General features: G+C 68.1%; 8 protein-coding genes and 1 pseudogene. 3 read left to right on the forward strand and 6 right to left on the reverse strand.

What is annotated here, in order from left to right; translation table 11 throughout:
• Positions 1-174 precede the first annotated feature (174 nt).
• Positions 175-2136 carry a sigma-54 interaction domain-containing protein gene (locus GE073_RS23785; RefSeq protein ID WP_101807558.1) on the forward strand — a complete coding sequence of 654 codons (1962 nt, stop codon included), beginning with the start codon at positions 175-177 and terminating at the stop codon, positions 2134-2136.
• Positions 2137-2761: 625 nt separating this feature from the next.
• Here the strand turns inward: GE073_RS23785 and GE073_RS23790 are convergent.
• The 3 genes and pseudogenes from GE073_RS23790 to GE073_RS23800 all read right to left on the reverse strand — a co-directional run.
• Positions 2762-4390, reverse strand: coding sequence for a sugar phosphate nucleotidyltransferase (locus tag GE073_RS23790; RefSeq protein ID WP_101807557.1), 1629 nt, complete (start codon positions 4388-4390; stop codon positions 2762-2764).
• Complete coding sequence (locus GE073_RS23795) at positions 4387-5733, reverse strand: glycosyltransferase family 4 protein (protein WP_101807556.1); 1347 nt, start codon at positions 5731-5733, stop codon at positions 4387-4389. Before GE073_RS23795 ends, GE073_RS23790 begins: the two co-directional genes overlap by 4 nt.
• Before the next feature lie 209 nt (positions 5734-5942).
• Positions 5943-6737: pseudogene (locus tag GE073_RS23800) on the reverse strand (DUF6492 family protein); the annotation flags it as partial.
• Between the two features lie 360 nt (positions 6738-7097).
• Here GE073_RS23800 and pepT point away from each other — a divergent pair.
• Both pepT and GE073_RS23810 read left to right on the forward strand, forming a co-directional pair.
• Positions 7098-8330 (forward strand): peptidase T, encoded by a 1233-nt coding sequence (gene pepT, locus GE073_RS23805; protein ID WP_028598840.1) that lies wholly within the window; start codon positions 7098-7100, stop codon positions 8328-8330.
• Between the two features lie 756 nt (positions 8331-9086).
• On the forward strand, positions 9087-10280 hold the full coding sequence (locus tag GE073_RS23810) for a glycosyltransferase family 4 protein (RefSeq protein ID WP_028598839.1): 1194 nt from the start codon (positions 9087-9089) through the stop codon (positions 10278-10280).
• Positions 10281-10403: 123 nt separating this feature from the next.
• Here GE073_RS23810 and GE073_RS23815 read toward each other — a convergent pair whose 3' ends face one another.
• The 3 genes from GE073_RS23815 to GE073_RS23825 form a co-directional block, all read right to left on the reverse strand.
• A complete protein-coding gene (locus GE073_RS23815; RefSeq protein ID WP_153784525.1) occupies positions 10404-13442 on the reverse strand; it encodes an efflux RND transporter permease subunit in 3039 nt (1012 codons plus the stop codon).
• A 272-nt stretch (positions 13443-13714) separates the two neighbouring features.
• Positions 13715-14623: a LysR family transcriptional regulator gene (locus GE073_RS23820; protein ID WP_028598837.1), complete on the reverse strand. Its 909-nt coding sequence runs from the start codon at positions 14621-14623 to the stop codon at positions 13715-13717.
• Between the two features lie 204 nt (positions 14624-14827).
• Positions 14828-16897, reverse strand: coding sequence for a catalase (locus GE073_RS23825; RefSeq protein ID WP_101807554.1), 2070 nt, complete (start codon positions 16895-16897; stop codon positions 14828-14830).
• Positions 16898-16974 lie beyond the last annotated feature (77 nt).

The following is a 16974-nucleotide window of genomic DNA, read 5'->3' on the forward strand; positions in this document are numbered from 1 at the left end:
GCCCGCCCGGCGGGGCCGCTTCTTTTTTCCGACAAAGCCCTTCCGCTCGGCTATTTTCGGCGGAAGGGCTTTTCGCATGCAGGAATCGTGTCTAATGTGTCTAATTTTATAGACATAATTGTCTGCCTATTCATACACTTATTAGACACCCCCATCGACGAGGAGGAACCAACGATGAAGCTGAACCTCCCCCGCTTGATCGAGCTGCCCCAGACGAGTTATGCGCTCGCGGAATGGCCGGAGCAGCCGCCGGATCGTCCCCTGTTCCGCCAGGAGACAGACGGGAGCTGGAGCTGGCTGCCCGAAGCGCTTGCGAGCCTGCCCGACCGGCTTGCAGCCGCCCTGCCCGCGTCGGCGTTCCCCGCATCGCTGCGGCTGGACGAGCTGCCGCCGCTGCCGGACGGCTGCCCTTGGCTGCTGCTGCTGGACGAAGGCGGCCAGCCCTGCGGCTGCGTCTCTGCGACTGCGGCGCTTGAGGAGCTGCGCCAGTCGTTCCGGCGGCTGAGGGCCGGCTTCGAGGCGACGCTGGAGACGGTCGACAGCGCGATCACGGTCATCAACGCCGACAGCGAGGTAATCGCCTGGACCGGCGAGGCGGAGCGGATGTTCGGCATCCGCCGGGAGGAGATCATGGGGCGTCCGGCGGATGCTTTTTTCCAGAAAGAACGGCTCCAAGTGCTGCGCGCGCTGACGACCGGCGAGGTGCTGCAGGGGGCGCAGCATCAGCCGCGGCCCGACATGCACGCCGTCATCCACGCCCGTCCGATCGAGCTCGGCGGCGAGCGCATCGGGGCGGTGGCGGCCGAGCAGGACATCACGTCGCAGATCCGCCTGAACCAGCAGCTGTTCCGGATGACAGCCAAGATGCAGCATCTCGAGCGCAAGGTCGAGCGGCTCGACCCGAGCGGCGCCGACCCGTTCTCGGCGATCCGGGGCGGCAGCCCGGCGGTGCGGGCCTCCGTCGAGACGGCGCGCAAGCTCGCCTCCGCCAAGGCGCCCGTGCTGCTGCTCGGCGAAAGCGGCGTCGGCAAGGAGCTGTACGCCCGTGCGATGCACGATGCCGGACCGGGGCCGGAGACGCCTTTCATCGCGATCAACTGCGGAGCGATCTCGCCGACGCTGTTCGAGAGCGAGCTGTTCGGCTACGAGCGCGGCGCCTTCTCCGGCGCGGATCCGCGCGGCCGCAAGGGCAAGCTCGACCTGGCGGCGGGCGGCACGCTGCTGCTCGACGAGGTCGGCGAGATGCCGCTGGAGCTGCAGGTGAAGCTGCTGCGGGTGCTGCAGGAAAAGACGTTCTACGCCGTCGGAGGCACGACGCTGCGTCGCGCCGACTGCCGCATCCTCGCGGCGACGAACCGCGATCTGCTGGCGATGATTGCGGACGGCCGCTTCCGCGAGGATCTTTACTACCGGCTGAGCGTCGTCACGCTCGACATCCCGCCGCTGCGCGAGCGCACCGGGGATGTGTACGAGCTGCTGCCCGCGTTCCTCAGCGAGTTCGCCCTGCTGTACGGCCGCTTCATCGAGGCTTGTCCGCATGAGGTCGTGCAGCGGCTCGCCGCCTACGACTGGCCGGGCAACATCCGCGAGCTGCGCGGCGCGGCCGAGCGGCTCGTGCTGCTCGCGACCGACGGCGTCATCCGGCTGGAGCATCTGCCGCCTCGGCTGCTGCAGAACGCGGCGCGCCAGAGCAGCGGCACGGGCGGAAAGAGCGCTCGCAGCGCCGCGACGCCCGACCGCCTCGGCTGGGCCGGCACGTCGGAAGCCGCTGGCGGGGCTGCCTTCGGCGAGCAAGTCTTCGGGGGGCCAGCCTCGGGCAGCGCCGCTTCCGGCGGGCCTGCCTACGGGGCTGTTCCCGGCAGCGCAGCTTCCAGCGAACTCTCCGTCGACGGAGCTGCTCTAGGCAGGCCGTTCTCCGCCGGACCTGCTCCTGGCGGGGCTGCCCACGGCTACGGCAATGGAAGCCAGCCGTTCCCTCCGGCTCGCTGGCCCGACAGCCCGGAAGACTACGAGCGCGAGCGCATTCGCCGGCTGCTCGAGGCTGAGCGCGGCAACAAAAAAGCGGTTGCCCGCCAGCTCGGAATATCGCGAGCGACGCTGTACAACCGCATGAAAAAGCTGGGCATGCCCCTATAGGCAGACGCTGCAAGAAAAAACCGATCTGCGAGCGGCTGCCTTTTGGTCGAGGACGGTCGAGGCGACCGCCCCCAGGCTGGCGACGGTCAAAATTCGCTGCCCGAGGAGACGGCCCACCGCTGAACTCGCCCTCAAGCGGATCGATGAACCCCGCAGAAGCAGCCCGGAATGATCGGTTGCCGCTCGAAAACGGATCGAGAAGCTTCTTTGCCGCGGCTGAATCTGCTTGCTGCAGCCGGCAGCCGCGCCTCCAGCCCCCCATTGCCTTGCCGCGGTCAGGGAAAGCCGCCTCATTGACGCGGCTTCAACCTTTACGACGCGTCAGACGCTTAGAAGCTCATTTGGCCTGCTTTCGCGGCGCTAACGATTCCTCACGCGCTTAGATGTCCCGATGCGCGTGTTTCGGCCATGTTTCGGCGGCTTTTGCCGCTCTAAGCGTTTCATCCGTCGTTAGATTTTCAATGGGGCCGCTTGAAGCCCTCTAACGAGCTGATTCGTCGCAAGCTTTCGCGGCGGCAAAGCCTCCCTGTCGAGGTGTCCGCCTGCCGCGACAGCGTGCCCGCTTTCGCGCATTGCGCTCGCCTACTTTCACTGCAACCGCCTGCCTGCATCGCGCTCGCCAGCTCTACCAGCTCATCAGCAGCCGCTCGATGTCCCGCTCGTCGAGCACCCGTCCGATCTCCACCTGCATGCATTGCAGCTCGGTCACGGCCTTGACGCCATGGCGCGAGCCGGGAGGAAACCGCATGACGCTGCCCGGTCCGATCGGGTAGATCTCGTCCTCGAGCATGAAGCGCCCCTCGCCGGAGAGCACGGTCCACACCTCTTCCTTGCCTTCATGCAGATGGTAGCTCGTACACTTGCCCGCATGGACGGCGACGCGCCGCGTCAGCACCTGGCCGCCGCCGCTCAGCCGGTCGATCTCCAGCGTGCGGCAGCTGCCCCAGCGCTTCTCCTCCTGCATCGGCAGTCCGGGCAGCTCGCGAAGCGCTTCCTTGATCCGGTCGGAGTGCTCCTTGCTCGCGACCAGGATTCCGTCGGGACTCGCAGCCACGACCGCGTCGGAGATGCCGATGACGTGGATCGGGCAGCCCAGCTCGTTGATGAGATGGGTGTTGCGGGCGCCGGCCGATACGGCTCCCGGCCCCAGCTGCGCCTCGCCGAGCTGGCTGAGGAACGTGCTCCAGCTGCCGAGATCCTTCCAGCTGCCGGCATAACGCAGCACGAGGCTGCGGGAGGCTTTCTCCGCCAGCTCCTGATCGAAGCTTTTCTCGCTCCATTCGTCGTAGCCCCGCAGCAGCTCCGGCAGCGAGGACGGATATCCCCTCGCCTGAAGCTGACCGAGCAGCCACCCTAGGCGAAAGACGAAGACGCCGCTGTTCCACAGCCCGCCCTGCTTGATCAGCCTCGTCGCCGCCGGCGGATCGGGCTTCTCCGCGAAGCGCCCGACCGGCAGCCAGCCCGCGCCCGCTCCGTCTGCGCCTGCGTCCGCGCCAGGCGGCGCCGCATTCCTGCCCGCTCTCGCGCCGTTTCCGCCTGCATCCGCGTCCGGCCGCGCTGCGCTCCTGCCAACTCCCGCTCCGTCTGCACCTGCATCCGCGTCCGGCCGCGCTGCGCTCTTGCCAACTCCCGCTCCGTCTGCGCCTGCATCCGCGTCCGGTCGCGCCGCTCTCTCGCCCGCTCCCGCTCCCGCGCCAGCGTCCGTCATGCCGCCGAACTTCCGGCCGCCGGCCGCCGCACGCCGCTTCGGCCGGCGGGGGCGGGGCTCGCGGATCGGCACGATGTAGCCGTACTGCGCCGAAGGATGCGTCGGCTCGGTGCCGATCATGCCGAGGTCCGCGCCGCGGGCGAGCGCCTCCGGCAGCCGCCGCAGCAGCGCAAGGAAGTCCGCCTCCACGAACAGGTCGACCGGCAGCACGCACACTGCCTCATCCTCCGGCGCGCGGCCCGGACCGGCCAGATAGGCGGCGCCGAGCGCCGCCGCCGTGAACGTGCCGCGCTTGGCCGGCTCCTCCACGATCGGCACGTCCGCTCCGGCATGGGCGCGCGTAATCTCGGCCTGGCTGCGATGGGTCACGATGACCGCTCCCTCCAGCAGCCCCTCCTCCCGCAGCTGGCGGCACAGCCGCTGCATCATCGACTCGAGGGTGCCGTCCGGTGCGGGCAGCAGCTTCAGGAACAGCTTCGACCGAATCTCGTTGGACAGCGGCCACAGCCGCTTGCCCGAGCCTCCGGACAATAGGATAAGTCTCACTTCCGTCTCGTTCTCCTCTCCTTGGCGTCTGCCGGAGCGCTCCCGCTCCCGCGCGGCGCCCGCCGGCGCTGTCCGCGCAGCGCGGCCGAAACAAAGCCTGGCGGATCGGCCTCGCCGCTCTCCCGCGAAGCGGCCGCGCCGCCCCGCGGCGGCTGCGTCCCGATCCTCTCCAGCGCTTGCCGCAGCTGCCGTCCCGCCGCTTCCCAGCTCCAGCTCTTCATGTCCTGGCAGCCCTGCCGGCCCTTACGCCGACAAAGCGCGACGTCCCGGCTCGCGGCGCGCAGCTGCCGCTTCAGCCCGGCCAGATCGGCCTCGGCCCACAGCTGCCCCTCCTGCGCGAACAGGCCGCCGAACCGGCGCGAGATCGCGCCGGCTCCCTTCATGCTTTCCGCCGGCTTCCGCAGCTTGTAAGGAACGGCGAACGAATTGCCGTCCGTCAGGAAGTCGCTCTGCCCGCCCCAGCGGGGCGCGATGACCGGCACGCCGCTCGCGAGCGCCTCCATGAACGGCATGCCGACGCCTTCTCCCCGTGTCGGCAGCACGAAGGCGTCCGCCGACGCGTACAGCCCCAGCAGCCGACGCTCGCCGATATGGCCGGCGACGATGTGGATCGGCGCGGGCCGATGCGACAGGCGCAGCGAAGCCACGTAGCGGCGGATCGCCCGCTCTGCCCCCGCCGAGCCGCCGGCTTCCCGCCAGCCGCTCGTCTTGATGACGAGCAGCACGGAGTCCTTTTCGCTGAACTCCTCCGCGTAGGCGCGCAGCAGCGCCTCCGGATTTTTACGATGCTGAAAGCTGAACACCGAAAGGAAGACGAAGCGCCCCTCCGCTCCAGACAGCGCGGCTTTCGGCCTGCCCGGCCGGAACCGCCGCGTGTCCACCCCGTGCGGCACCCGGTACACCGGCACGCTGACGCCGCTGTCCTTCATCGCCTGCACGTTGTGCCGCGACGGCACGAGCACCGCATCGTAGCGGTTGATCGTCCTGCGCCACTGGGACGGGATGCGCGACGTCTCCCAGACGGCGTTGAGCACGACCCGTCCGTAGCCGGCCCGGCGCGCCCGATCCGGATCGAGCGTATGCGGCGGATAATGGTACACGAGCATCCGGCGGGTCCCCGGAGCAAGCCGGCCGGCGGCAGGCTGCCCCATGGCCGCCGAAGCGTTCACCGGCAGGCCGGCCCCGCGCAGCGCGCGCACATAGCTCCGGCTCGCTCCGCCCAGTCCGCCGGCGCGGCCGAGCGGGCCGCGCCAGTCGACGGACCAGCCGGAGCGGCGGGCTTGCGGCGAGCGGCCCCGCCCTGGCGCGGCGTGTCCGGCCCGGCCGCTGCCGCGCGGCTTCATCGGCGGCCGCCCCCGCCTCGCCGCACGGCGGCGCAAGCGGCAAGCCTCGGTCCGGCAAAGGCCGGCGGCCGACGCTTCGCCGCCCCGCCGCGCAGGAAAGCCGTTCTGCCCGCGTCATCGGCGCGTCCGCTTCCGCCGAGCGTGCGCCGAGCTGAGCCGGCTCCGGCCGGCGCTTCGATCCGGCGCGCGGACGCTCCGGCCTTGCGCACATAGCCTTTGCGCTCGTGGAAGCTCACGGAGCGATGCTTGGCGGCCAGCTGGCGCGTCCGCTCCGGCGTCAGGCTGCGGACGCCGTCGTGCAGGGCGCGGTTGAGCGCCGGACGCAGCCGCACGGCGGCCGGATTGCGGCTGTACACATAGTTGCCGTACGTCTCGTACTCGCTGAACCCGAACTGCTGCGAGCGGTTCAGCTTGGTCAGGATCGCGCGATGCCAGCTCATGCCGTGGCGCATCTCGATGTCCCGCTTCATGTCGCGCAGCTTCGCCTTTTCGAACAGCATGTAGTGGGTGACGAGCGAGCGCGGCGCGGCCGCCTTGCGGCCCATGAGCCGCTCGTGCATGCGCAGGTACTCCGGCTGCGTCCAGCTGCGGGTGTAGAACGTCGTGCGGCCGCCGGAGCGGAACGTGTGGGGCCGAATGAGCACGGTGTCGGCGTCGATGACGAGGAAAAAATCGGCCGAGCACAGCTTGTCGCCGCTCAGCTTGAGCAGCTGCTGGAACAGCCAGCCGGAGCGCTCCCAGCGGGCGGAGCGGTAATGGATGTCTTTTTTCGTCAGGGGCAGCACGGTGTTCTCGTCGACGAATCTCCATCCGTGCTCGCGGCACAGGGAGACGATGGCGTCCTTGCGGGGGGCGACGATGACGATCTCGCCGATCGGATGGCGCACCTGGGCGCGCGCGGCGCGGATGACATGGGGCAGCGTCGGAAGGTCCTTCTCGATCGCGGGGATGAGCACGTCGATGCGGGGGAGCGCTGCGGCTCCCGCCGCCTTCGGCTTCGGCATGGTTTCGATCAACTCCTGTACGGTCGTCAAAAGCTTTGCCACCAGCATATGCCGCCCGCGGGGGCCGGGGCTGGGCAAGCAGGATGAAGGGGCCGATGCCTTGGCGGCTCGGGCGGCCGGCCGGACAGGCGCTTCGGGGAAATGGCGGCCTGCGCCGCGACCCAGCGCTCGGAGGAATGCCGCTGGCGCCGGCCTCGCTGGATTATGTGCCCGCGCACCTGCTATAGTGGACGCATGAAGAGCCTGCTGAGCCGTCCTGGAGGCGGCGCGGCAGGCGCAAGCGACAGATTCCGCTGAAGCGGCGGCTCCACGAGCCGTCCCAGCACAGCAAAGGAGATTTTTTTCATGGACAAGCATGATCTGAAATCGGAACTGATCCGCCGCTTCGTCGCCTATGCGGCCGTCGATACGCGGAGCGACGACAGCAGCGAGACATGCCCCTCGACCCCGGGCCAGCTCGTGCTGGCGCGCCAGCTGGCGGACGAGCTGGAGGCGATCGGGCTGACCGAGGTCACGCTCGACGCCAACGGCTACGTCATGGCGACGCTGCCAGCGACGAGCGCCAAGGCCGTGCCGACGATCGGCTTCCTCGCGCATATGGACACCGCCTCCGACTTCACCGGCACGAACGTGAAGCCGCAGCTCATCGAGAGCTACGACGGCGGCGACATCGTGCTCAGCGCGGAGCCCGGCATTACGCTCTCGCCGCGCGAGTTCCCCGAGCTGGCCGGCTACAAGGGCCAGACGCTGCTTACGACCGACGGCACGACGCTGCTCGGCGCGGACGACAAGGCGGGCATCGCCGAAATCATGACCGCGATGGCCTATCTGGCCGCCCATCCGGAAATTCCGCATGGCCGGATTCGCGTCGGCTTCCTGCCGGACGAAGAAATCGGCCGCGGGCCGCATCGCTTCGACGTCGCGGCGTTCGGCGCCGACTTCGCCTACACGATGGACGGCGGTCCGCTCGGCGAGCTGGAGTACGAAAGCTTCAACGCCGCCGAGGCCGTCGTCACGATCCAGGGCAAAAACGTGCATCCCGGCTACGCCAAGGGCAAGATGCTGAACGCGCAGTCGATCGGCATGGCGCTGCACGGCCGCCTGCCGGCGGGCGAGGTGCCGGAGTTCACGGAGGGCTACGAGGGCTTCTTCCACTTGATCTCGTTCGAGGGCACGGTCGATCGGACGCGCATGCGCTACATCATCCGCGACTTCGACCGCGAAAGCTTCGAGAACCGCAAGAGCCTGCTCGCGACGATCGCCGAGGAGTTCCGCCAGACGTACGGCGCGGGCAGCGTCACGCTCGAGCTGAAGGACCAGTACTACAACATGCGCGAGAAAATCGAGCCGGTGATGCACATCGTCGAGCTGGCGCGGCAGGCGCTCGAGGACTGCGGCGTCAAGCCGGACATCAAGCCGATCCGCGGCGGCACGGACGGGTCGCAGCTGAGCTACATGGGGCTGCCGACGCCGAACCTGTTCGCGGGCGGAGAGAACTTCCACGGCCGCTACGAATATGTGTCCGCCGACACGATGGTCAAGGCGGCCGAGGTCATCCTGCGCATCGCCGCTCTGGCGGAGGAGCAGGCTTAGCCCGCCCGCCGGGCTTGGGAGGCGGCGGGCGCCTAAGCGCCGCAGGCGTAGGCGTTATGGCGCGCGCGTTGCATGCGTAGGCGTTATGGCGCGCGCGTTGTGGAAACACAGGCTCGGATGCAGATGCGGACGTTGCAAACGTAGGCGTTGAAATTGTGCGCGTTGCGGATACGCAGGCGCCGGACGCAGGTTTGGACGTTGCAGGCGCGAGCGTTGCGGATACGCAGGATCGGATGCTGCAGGCACGGGCGCCTAGGCAAAAGTTAGACGCATGATGATGAACGCCGGCAGACAGGGAGCGCCGCTCCTTGCCTGCCGGCGTTTTTGTGCGTTCAGCCTGCCGAACTGCATCAAACCCGCTCCTCGGCGACCCGTAACTCGATTTTTTCGACTTATTGCCCACCCAGCCCCCTCCTCCAAGCCCCGTAACTCGATTTTTCCGACTTATTGCCCACTCCGCTCCCTCCTCGGTGCCCCGTAACTCGATTTTTCCGACTTATTGCCCACCCCGCTCCCTCTTTGGCGACCCGTAACTCGATTTTTTCGAGTTATCGCCCGCCGAACCCGCTCCTCGAAGCCAAGCTCTTGCCGAACCGCTAGCGCGCCACCACCGCCAAAGCCGCCCTCATTTACAACCTCTACACCCCGCGCTGATCCGGCGCTGACAGTCGTCCGGTAGGCTCTAGCCGAGAGAGCGCGCGGGACGGGATCGCCGAATCTGCCGCTTTCGCTACGACCGAACCGGGAGGGATCGCCATGCGCCTCGCCTTGTTTACGGATACGTTCGCCCCGCAGATGAACGGCGTCGCCCGCACGCTCGGGCGGCTGACCGCCCATCTGGAGCGCCGCGGCATCGAGCATCTCGTCTTCGCCCCCGCCTCGCCTGAAGAAGCGACAACGCCGCCTCCCGCCCCGGAAGCGCCGCCGCTGTCGCTGCGCCCGTCTCCCAGCGTCCCGTTCCTGCTCTATCCGGAATGCCGCCTCGCCTTGCCCAACCTGCTGTCGATCCGCCAGCAGCTCGACCGCTTCCGCCCCGACCTGCTTCATCTGGCGACGCCGTTCAACATCGGCCTGTGCGGCCTCCGCTACGCCCGGCGACGCGGCCTGCCCCATGCCGCTTCTTACCACACCCACTTCGACCGCTACCTGGCCTACTACGGCATGGCCAAAGCCGTCCCGCTCTACTGGCGCTACATCCGCTGGTTCCACCGCAGCTGCGGAGCGACGTTCGCGCCGTCGCGCGAGACGCTGCTCGCCCTCTACCGCCAGGGCGTCGGCGGCCTCCGGCTGTGGACGCGCGGCGTCGACAGCGAGCTGTTCCATCCCGCCAAGCGCCGCGCGGGGCTCGTCCGCGAGCGCTTCGGCATCGCCCCGGACGAGCGCATCCTGCTCTACGTCGGCCGCATCGCGCCGGAAAAGGATGTCGCCACGCTGGCCGAGCTGCTGCGCAGGCTGCCCGCTTCCCGGGAGGGAAGGGCGCGCTGGCTGATCGTCGGCGACGGCCCCGCTCTGCCGGAGCTGCGGGCCGCAGCGCCGGACAACGCCATATTCGCCGGCTATCGCGAAGGCGAGGAGCTGGCCGAGCTGTACGCGTCGGCGGATCTGTTCGTCTTTCCATCGAGCACGGAGACGTTCGGCAACGTGGCGCTGGAAGCGATGGCGAGCGGCTTGCCCGTCATCGGCGCGGACGCCGGCGGCATCCGGGAGTCGGTGCGCCACGAAGCGACCGGCCTGCTCTGCCCGCCCGGCGACGCCGCCGCCTTCGCGTCTGCCATCGAGCGGCTGACGGCCGCCCCGGAGCTGGCGCGCCGCATGGGCGAGCAAGGCCGCAGCCATGCCGTCACCCGCTCATGGGTCTCGATTTTCGACGAGCTGCTGGAGCAGTACGGCGAGGTGATCGAGCGCTCCCGGCATGCAGAGCATGCGGGCCGTTCGTACCGCACTGGCTGACCGCGCTCGGCCCGGCTCGGCCTACGCCCCCCTGCCCGGGCCCGCATGCCAAAAAGCCGTTCCCCTGCGCCGAAGCGGGGGAACGGCTTCTTTTCCATCTGCCCGAAGGCCCGAGTCCGTCCTCTACAGAGCGAGAGCCTCGCCGGCTTCCTCGCGCTTCGGCGCGGCGCCTGCGGCCTCGCGGCGCTGGCGGGCCGCCTTGCGGAAGAACAGCAGCTCGTAGATGCAAGGCACGATGACGAGCGTCAGCACGGTGGCGACGATCAGGCCGCCGATGACGACGATCGCGAGGCTCTGCGAGACGATGCTGCCGCTCTCCGCCGAGCCGAACACGAGCGGAAGCATCGCGCACACGGTCGCGACGGCCGTCATCAGGATCGGCCGCATGCGCGTGCCGGCCGCCTCGAGCAGCGCTTCGCGGATCGGCATCGTCTCCTCGTTCTGCTTGACGCGGTCGAGCAGCACGATCGCGTTGGTGACGACGATGCCGATCAGCATGAGCGCGCCGAACATCGCCGTGAAGTCCGGCGTCACCTGCGTCACGATCAGGCCGAGCACCGCCCCGATCGCCGCGAGCGGCAGCGTGAACAGGATCGCCAGCGGCGTCCGCAGCGTCTTGAACGTCAGCACCATGATGAGGTAGACGATGCCGATCGAGATGAGCGCGATCATGCCGAGATCGGCGAAGTCCTGCGACATGTCCGCGGAGGCGCCGCCGACATAGGCATGCGTGCCTTCAGGCAGCTTCAGGCCGCCCACCGCCTTGGCGATATCCGCGCCGACGACGGACAGCCGGCTCGGCTCCGCCTCGGCCGCGATGCGGACGTAAGGCTTGCCGTCCTTGAGGTAATAGACGGCCGGCTTTTCTTCCTTGACCCACTTGGCGACCGCCGATACCGGCTGCGGACCGGCGTCCGTGAGCACGGTCAGCGCGTCCAGCTCCGCGGCATCCGCCGGAGCGAGCGCCGGCTGCAGCACGACCGGCGTCTGCCGCCCGTCCTCCCCGGCCAGCATGCCGATCGGCACCGGATTCAGCATGCCCTGCAGCTGCTGGGCGAGCTCCGCCGACTTGGCTTTCGCCGGATCGACCTCAAGCGTGTAGACCGTCTTCCGCTCCTGCTCGTTGCTCTCGACCTTGAGCACGTCCCGGACCGGCTCGATGGCGGCCATGACCTTCGCCGCGGCCGAGCTCGCCGTCGCCGCGTCCGGTCCCGTCACGTCCACGTACACCTGGGAGCCGCCGCCCCCGCCGATCAGGCTGGACGTCTGCACCTCAAGCGCGGCGTCGGCGGGCGCTCCGGCCTTCGCCTTCACCTGCTCGACCAGAGCCTCCGCGTCCGTCCCCTTTTTCAGCCCGAGCATATAGCTGATCTGCGTCCGCGACGCGACTCCGCCGTACTGGGCCGATTCCGCGTTGCCTCCGGCGGACATGTACACCCATTCCTGCTCAGGAAGGCTGCGGAGATACGACTCCAGCTTCTCTCCGTCCGCGTCCATCCGCTCCTGCGTCGCGTCCGCCTTGAACTTCAGCGTCACCGTCAGGTTGGAGGCGTCCGACGTGTCGAGCGCGCCCTTGGGCATCGCGACATAGGCGCCGATCGAGCCGGCGAGCAGCACGACGGCGGCCGTCAGCGGCAGCCACTTGCGGCGCAGGTTCCAGTCGAGGAAGCGCTGGAAGCGGCGGGACGGCCCATGCTCCTTCAGCGACACGCCCTTGAACAGCCCGGCGCCGAGCAGCGGAATGACCGTCAGCGCGACGAGCAGCGACGAGAGCAGCGAGTAGGTCACCGTCAGCGCGAAAGGAAGCAGGAACGCCTGCAGCGAGCCGCGCAGCAGGCCCATCGGCAGGAATACCGCGACAGTCGTCAGCGTCGACGCGGTGATCGCGGTCGAGACCTCGCGCGTCGCGTCGACGACGAGCGGGATCGAGAAGCGCTCCTTTTGCAGCCGGCGGAAGATGTTCTCGATGACGACGATGCTGTCGTCGACGAGCCGTCCGACCGCGACGGCGACGCCGCCGAGCGTCAGGATGTTGAGCGACACGCCCGACAGGTCGAGCAGATAGAGCGTCAGGCCGAGCGACAGCGGGATCGACACGATCGTGACGAGCGTCGCGCGGATGTTGCGCATGAAGACGAGGATGACGAGCGTCGCGAACAGCGCCCCGAGCAGCACCTCTTTCATCATGCTGTTCACGGAATGCACGACCTGCTCCGAGGTGCTCATGAGCACCTTGAGCTCCGCGCCGGGAATCTCCTCGTTCAGCCGCTCGGCCGCCTTCTCCACGCCTTCGCCGACGGCGACTGCGTTGGCGCCCGGCGCCTTGGTCACGGTCAGGACGAGCGCGTCCTTGCCGCCGAGCCGGCTGATGCCGCCGGCCTCGCTCTTCGCCTCGACCTGCGCCACGTCGCCGAGCGCGACGCCCGGAGCGACCGGCAGCTTGCGCAGCGTCTCGACGTCGCGCAGCGTCGACGCCACGTTCAGGTTGACGGCGCTGCCGCCGAGCTGGCTCTCGCCGACCGAGGCGGAGCCCGTGCGGCCTTGCAGCACGCCGTACAGCGCCTGCAGCGGCAAGCCCTTGGCGGCCAGCTTATCGGGGTCCGGCGCTACCGTCACCGACGGCTGCGGACGGCCCGACAGCTGCGCCGCGCCGATGCCGTCGATGCCTTGGAACGCCTCGAGAATGTCCTTCTCCGCCTCGGCGCGCTTCGCCTCGGCCACCGTATCGTCGAACGTCAGCGTCACCCAGCTCACCGGGATCATCGACGTGTTCAGCTGGATCACATAGGGCGGGGCAACCCGCTCGGGCAGCGGCACGGCGGCGATCGCCCGCTCCACGTCCATCCGCGCCTGCTTCATGTCCGTCGACGAGTCGAAGCTCAGATTGAGCTGCGAGTAGCTGTCGCCGGACGAGGCGAACGAAGCGGTCTTGCCCTTGATGCCCGCCGTCGCCTCCTGCATCGGCTTCGTCACGAGCGCCTCCATCGACGCCGCGTCGTAGCCCGGCCCGATCGTCGTCACCGTCACCTCCGGATTGTCCGCCTCCGGCAGGAACTCCATCGGCAGCTTCAGGTAGCTCGCCGTCCCCATCGCCAGCACGAGCACGACGCATAGCCACACCGCCGCCTTGTTTCGGAATGCTCCTTGAATGAATGACCTCATCCCCATCTTCCTCCCCATCATCGCTTGCTCTTTGTCTGATTAAAGTGCCATAGAAAGTGTACCTTGCGCCCGGGGAGGCCTGGAAACGGCTGGGGGATGGTATTCATTCCCATCCGCGGGAGGGCAAAGGGCCCGGACTTCGGTCGGGGATCGGGCTCCGCCTGCGGATGGAGGCGGACGCGGAAGCATGGGGATCGAGAGCGGACGAACGGCCGCGGGCTTCCTTTTTTTCGCATGCAAAAAAGCCCGGGAGATCGTCCTCCCGGACCTGCTCAGTCCTCCCGCCGCACCGCCCGCTCCAGCTCCTCGACGTAGGCGGCCCCCAGCCGGGAAAGCGCGCGCTGCCGCTGGCTGATCCAGCCGACCTCGATCGTCTCGTCGCATTCCAGCGGCACGGGGATGATCTCGTTGCCGTTGAGGTCCTTGCTCAGCACGCCGGTGGAGATCGTGTAGCCGTTGAGGCCGATGAGCAGGTTGAACAGCGTCGCCCGATCGCTGACGCGGATGCTTTTGGGATGGGACAGCGTGCTGAGGATCTCCTCCGCGAAATGGAACGAGTTGTACTCGCCCTGGTCGAACGACAGGTACGGGTACGGCTCCAGATCCTCGACCGTCACCCTCGCCTTGCGGGCGAGCGGGTTGCGGATGCTGATGAACACATGCGGCTCGGCCGTGAACAAGCTGTGGAACTCCAGGCTGGCCGAGGCGAGCAGCTTCTGGATGACCTGGGCGTTGAACTCGTTGCGGTAGAGGATGCCGATCTCGCTGCGCAGCAGCCGCACGTCCTCGATGATCTCATGCGTCTTGGTCTCGCGCAGCGCCAGATCGTACTCCTCCTGCCCGTATTGCTCGACGAGCCGGACGAACGCGTTCACGGCGAACGCATAGTGCTGGGTCGAGACGGAAAAATGCTGCGGCGCCTGGCGGGCGCTCCGGTAGCGGCTCTCCAGCAGGTCCGCCTGCTCGACGACCTGGCGCGCGTAAGCGAGGAACTCCGTCCCCTCGGTGGACAGCTCGATGCCCTTGTTCGTACGGCGGAAGATCGTGATCTGAAGCTCCTGCTCGAGCTCCTGCACCGCCTTGGACAGGCTCGGCTGCGAGATGAACAGCCGCCGGGCCGCCTCGTTCATCGACCCTCTCGCCGCCACCTCGATGATGTAGCGCAGCTGCTGCAGCGTCATGCTGGCTCGTCCTCCTTGCTCGTTCGGATAGGGCTAGTATAACGGGAGACGGCCGCATCCGTAAACGAACCGGGCTTCGGCGGGCGGGCTGAGCGGCCGGCAAAATGAAAGGCATGACCAAGTCATACCTGGTCATGCCTGCATGAAGGACATGCGCGCGGCGGACCGGATTCGCCGCCGCCCCCGCACCCGTCCGTCCATCCGCTACTGCGCCTGACGCGTCCAGTGGCGATGCTCGGCGACCGCCTGGATGAACGGCTGGCCGAGCCCATCGCCTGCGAGCAGGCCCGGATCGCCGGCCTGCGCCTTGATGCCGGCAAGCGCGAGCAGCCGCTCCGCGTCCTCCGTCCGGGCGAAGCCGATCGCCTTGAAATGCCGGAATGCCTCCTTCAGGAAGTCCGCCAGCTTCGGCTCGGCAGCCAGCGCCTCGACGCTCGCCTTGCCGCCGGCGACGAGCACAGCGTCGAACAGCACCGAGTCGCTCGTCAGGAAGCTGTGGTCCGCCTCGACGTCCGCCCCGCTGCCGCTCTTGATCGGGCCGAGCCGCGTGCTGCAGAACTCCGGCACGATGCCGGCCGCCCTCAGCTCGCGGACGAGCGCGTCCGTCGCCGCGCCGTCGAAGCCTCCCGCGACAAGCACCGCGACCTTGCGGCCCTTCGGCGTCTTGACCGTGTTCATCATGCTGAGCGCCGGCGAAGCGCCGCTCTTGCTTTTGCCCGCTGCGCCGTCCGCCTCCGCCGGAGATGCCGCGCCGATGTTGGCGGCGATGCCCGCCGCCAGCTCGCCGCTCACGTTCGCGAACATGTCGACGACGGCCTGGCGGAGCGCCTTGTCCTTGACATGGCCGAGCTCGAAGCTGAACGCCGAGACGATATGTCCCTTCTCCACGTCCGACATGCTGTTCCAGAACAGCGCCGCCTGGCTGTAATGGTCCTTGAAGCTGTCGCTGCGCTCGCGCGTGACATGGCCCTCGACCTTTTCCTGATGATGCTTGTAGCCGTCCGCGCTCGGATGCGGCGAGCCGCCGGCGATGCCGTTCTTGTGGTACGCGGCCGGGCCGCGGTTGATCGTCATGCGGTGCATGCCGTCGCGCTGGTTGTTGTGCACCGGGCACATCGGTCGGTTGATCGGCAGCTCGTTGAAGTTCGGGCCGCCGAGGCGCGACAGCTGCGTGTCCGTGTAGGAGAACAGCCGCCCCTGCAGCAGCGGGTCGTTGGAGAAGTCGATGCCCTTGACCAGATGGCCCGGGTGGAACGCGATCTGCTCCGTCTCCGCGAAATAGTTGTCCGTATTGCGGTTCAGCGTCAGCTTGCCGATCTTGCGCACCGGAACGAGCTCCTCCGGCCACAGCTTGGTCGGATCGAGGATGTCGAAGCCGAACTTGAACTCGTCCTCCTCCTCCAGCACCTGGATGCCGAATTCCCACTCCGGGCAGCGGCCGGCCTCGATCGAGTCATGCAGGTCGCGGCGGTTGAAGTCGGGATCCTTGCCGCCGAGCTTCTGCACCTCGTCCCACACGAGCGAGTGCGTGCCGAGCAGCGGCTTCCAGTGGAACTTGACGAAGCGCGCCTTGCCCTCGGCGTTGACGAGCCGGAACGTATGCACGCCGAAGCCCTCCATCATCGCGTAGCTGCGCGGCAGCGAGCGGTCGGACATCGCCCACATGACCATATGGGCCGTCTCCGTGTTGTGGACGACGAAGTCCCAGAACGTGTCATGCGCCGACTGCGCCTGCGGAATCTCGTTATGCGGCTCCGGCTTGACGGCGTGGATGAAGTCCGGGAACTTCATCGCGTCCTGGATGAAGAACACCGGCATATTGTTGCCGACGAGGTCGAAATTGCCCTCCTCGGTGTAGAACTTGACGGCGAAGCCGCGCACGTCGCGCACCGTATCGGCCGACCCGCGCGAGCCGGCGACGGTCGAGAAGCGCACGAACACCGGCGTCTGCTTGGACGGGTCCTGCAGGAAGCCCGCCTCCGTCAGCTCCGTCAGCGGCTCGTACGCCTGGAAGTAGCCATGGGCGCCGGCGCCGCGCGCATGCACGATGCGCTCGGGGATGCGCTCATGGTCGAAGTGCGTCATCTTCTCGCGGAAATGGAAGTCCTCCATCAGCGTCGGGCCGCGCACGCCCGCCTTCAGCGAATGCTCGTCCTCCGCTACATGCAGGCCGGTATTGGTCGTCAGCTTCTGCCCGTCGTTGTCGACGGTGAAGTCCTTCAGTCGCTCCGTCTTGGCCGTCTCGTTCGGGTGCCGCTTCGGCTGCTCGCTCATGGAAAAAACGTCCTCCTCCAGATGGGTTGATGTCCTCCCTCCTTAACCGGAGGGGACGGTCCCCAATCAAGAGCGCG

The sequence above is a fragment of the Paenibacillus sp. B01 genome (assembly GCF_009649995.1).
Classification (GTDB): domain Bacteria; phylum Bacillota; class Bacilli; order Paenibacillales; family Paenibacillaceae; genus Paenibacillus_O; species Paenibacillus_O pasadenensis.

Bases quoted from the DNA above. Each gene is read 5' to 3' on its own strand.
- GE073_RS23820 (WP_028598837.1), bottom strand. From the start codon at position 14,623: ATGACGCTGCAGCAGCTGCGCTACATCATCGAGGTGGCGGCGAGAGGG.
- GE073_RS23825 (WP_101807554.1), bottom strand. From the start codon at position 16,897: ATGAGCGAGCAGCCGAAGCGGCACCCGAACGAGACGGCCAAGACGGAG.
- GE073_RS23785 (WP_101807558.1), top strand. From the start codon at position 175: ATGAAGCTGAACCTCCCCCGCTTGATCGAGCTGCCCCAGACGAGTTAT.
- GE073_RS23810 (WP_028598839.1), top strand. From the start codon at position 9,087: ATGCGCCTCGCCTTGTTTACGGATACGTTCGCCCCGCAGATGAACGGC.
- GE073_RS23795 (WP_101807556.1), bottom strand. From the start codon at position 5,733: ATGAAGCCGCGCGGCAGCGGCCGGGCCGGACACGCCGCGCCAGGGCGG.
- GE073_RS23815 (WP_153784525.1), bottom strand. From the start codon at position 13,442: ATGAGGTCATTCATTCAAGGAGCATTCCGAAACAAGGCGGCGGTGTGG.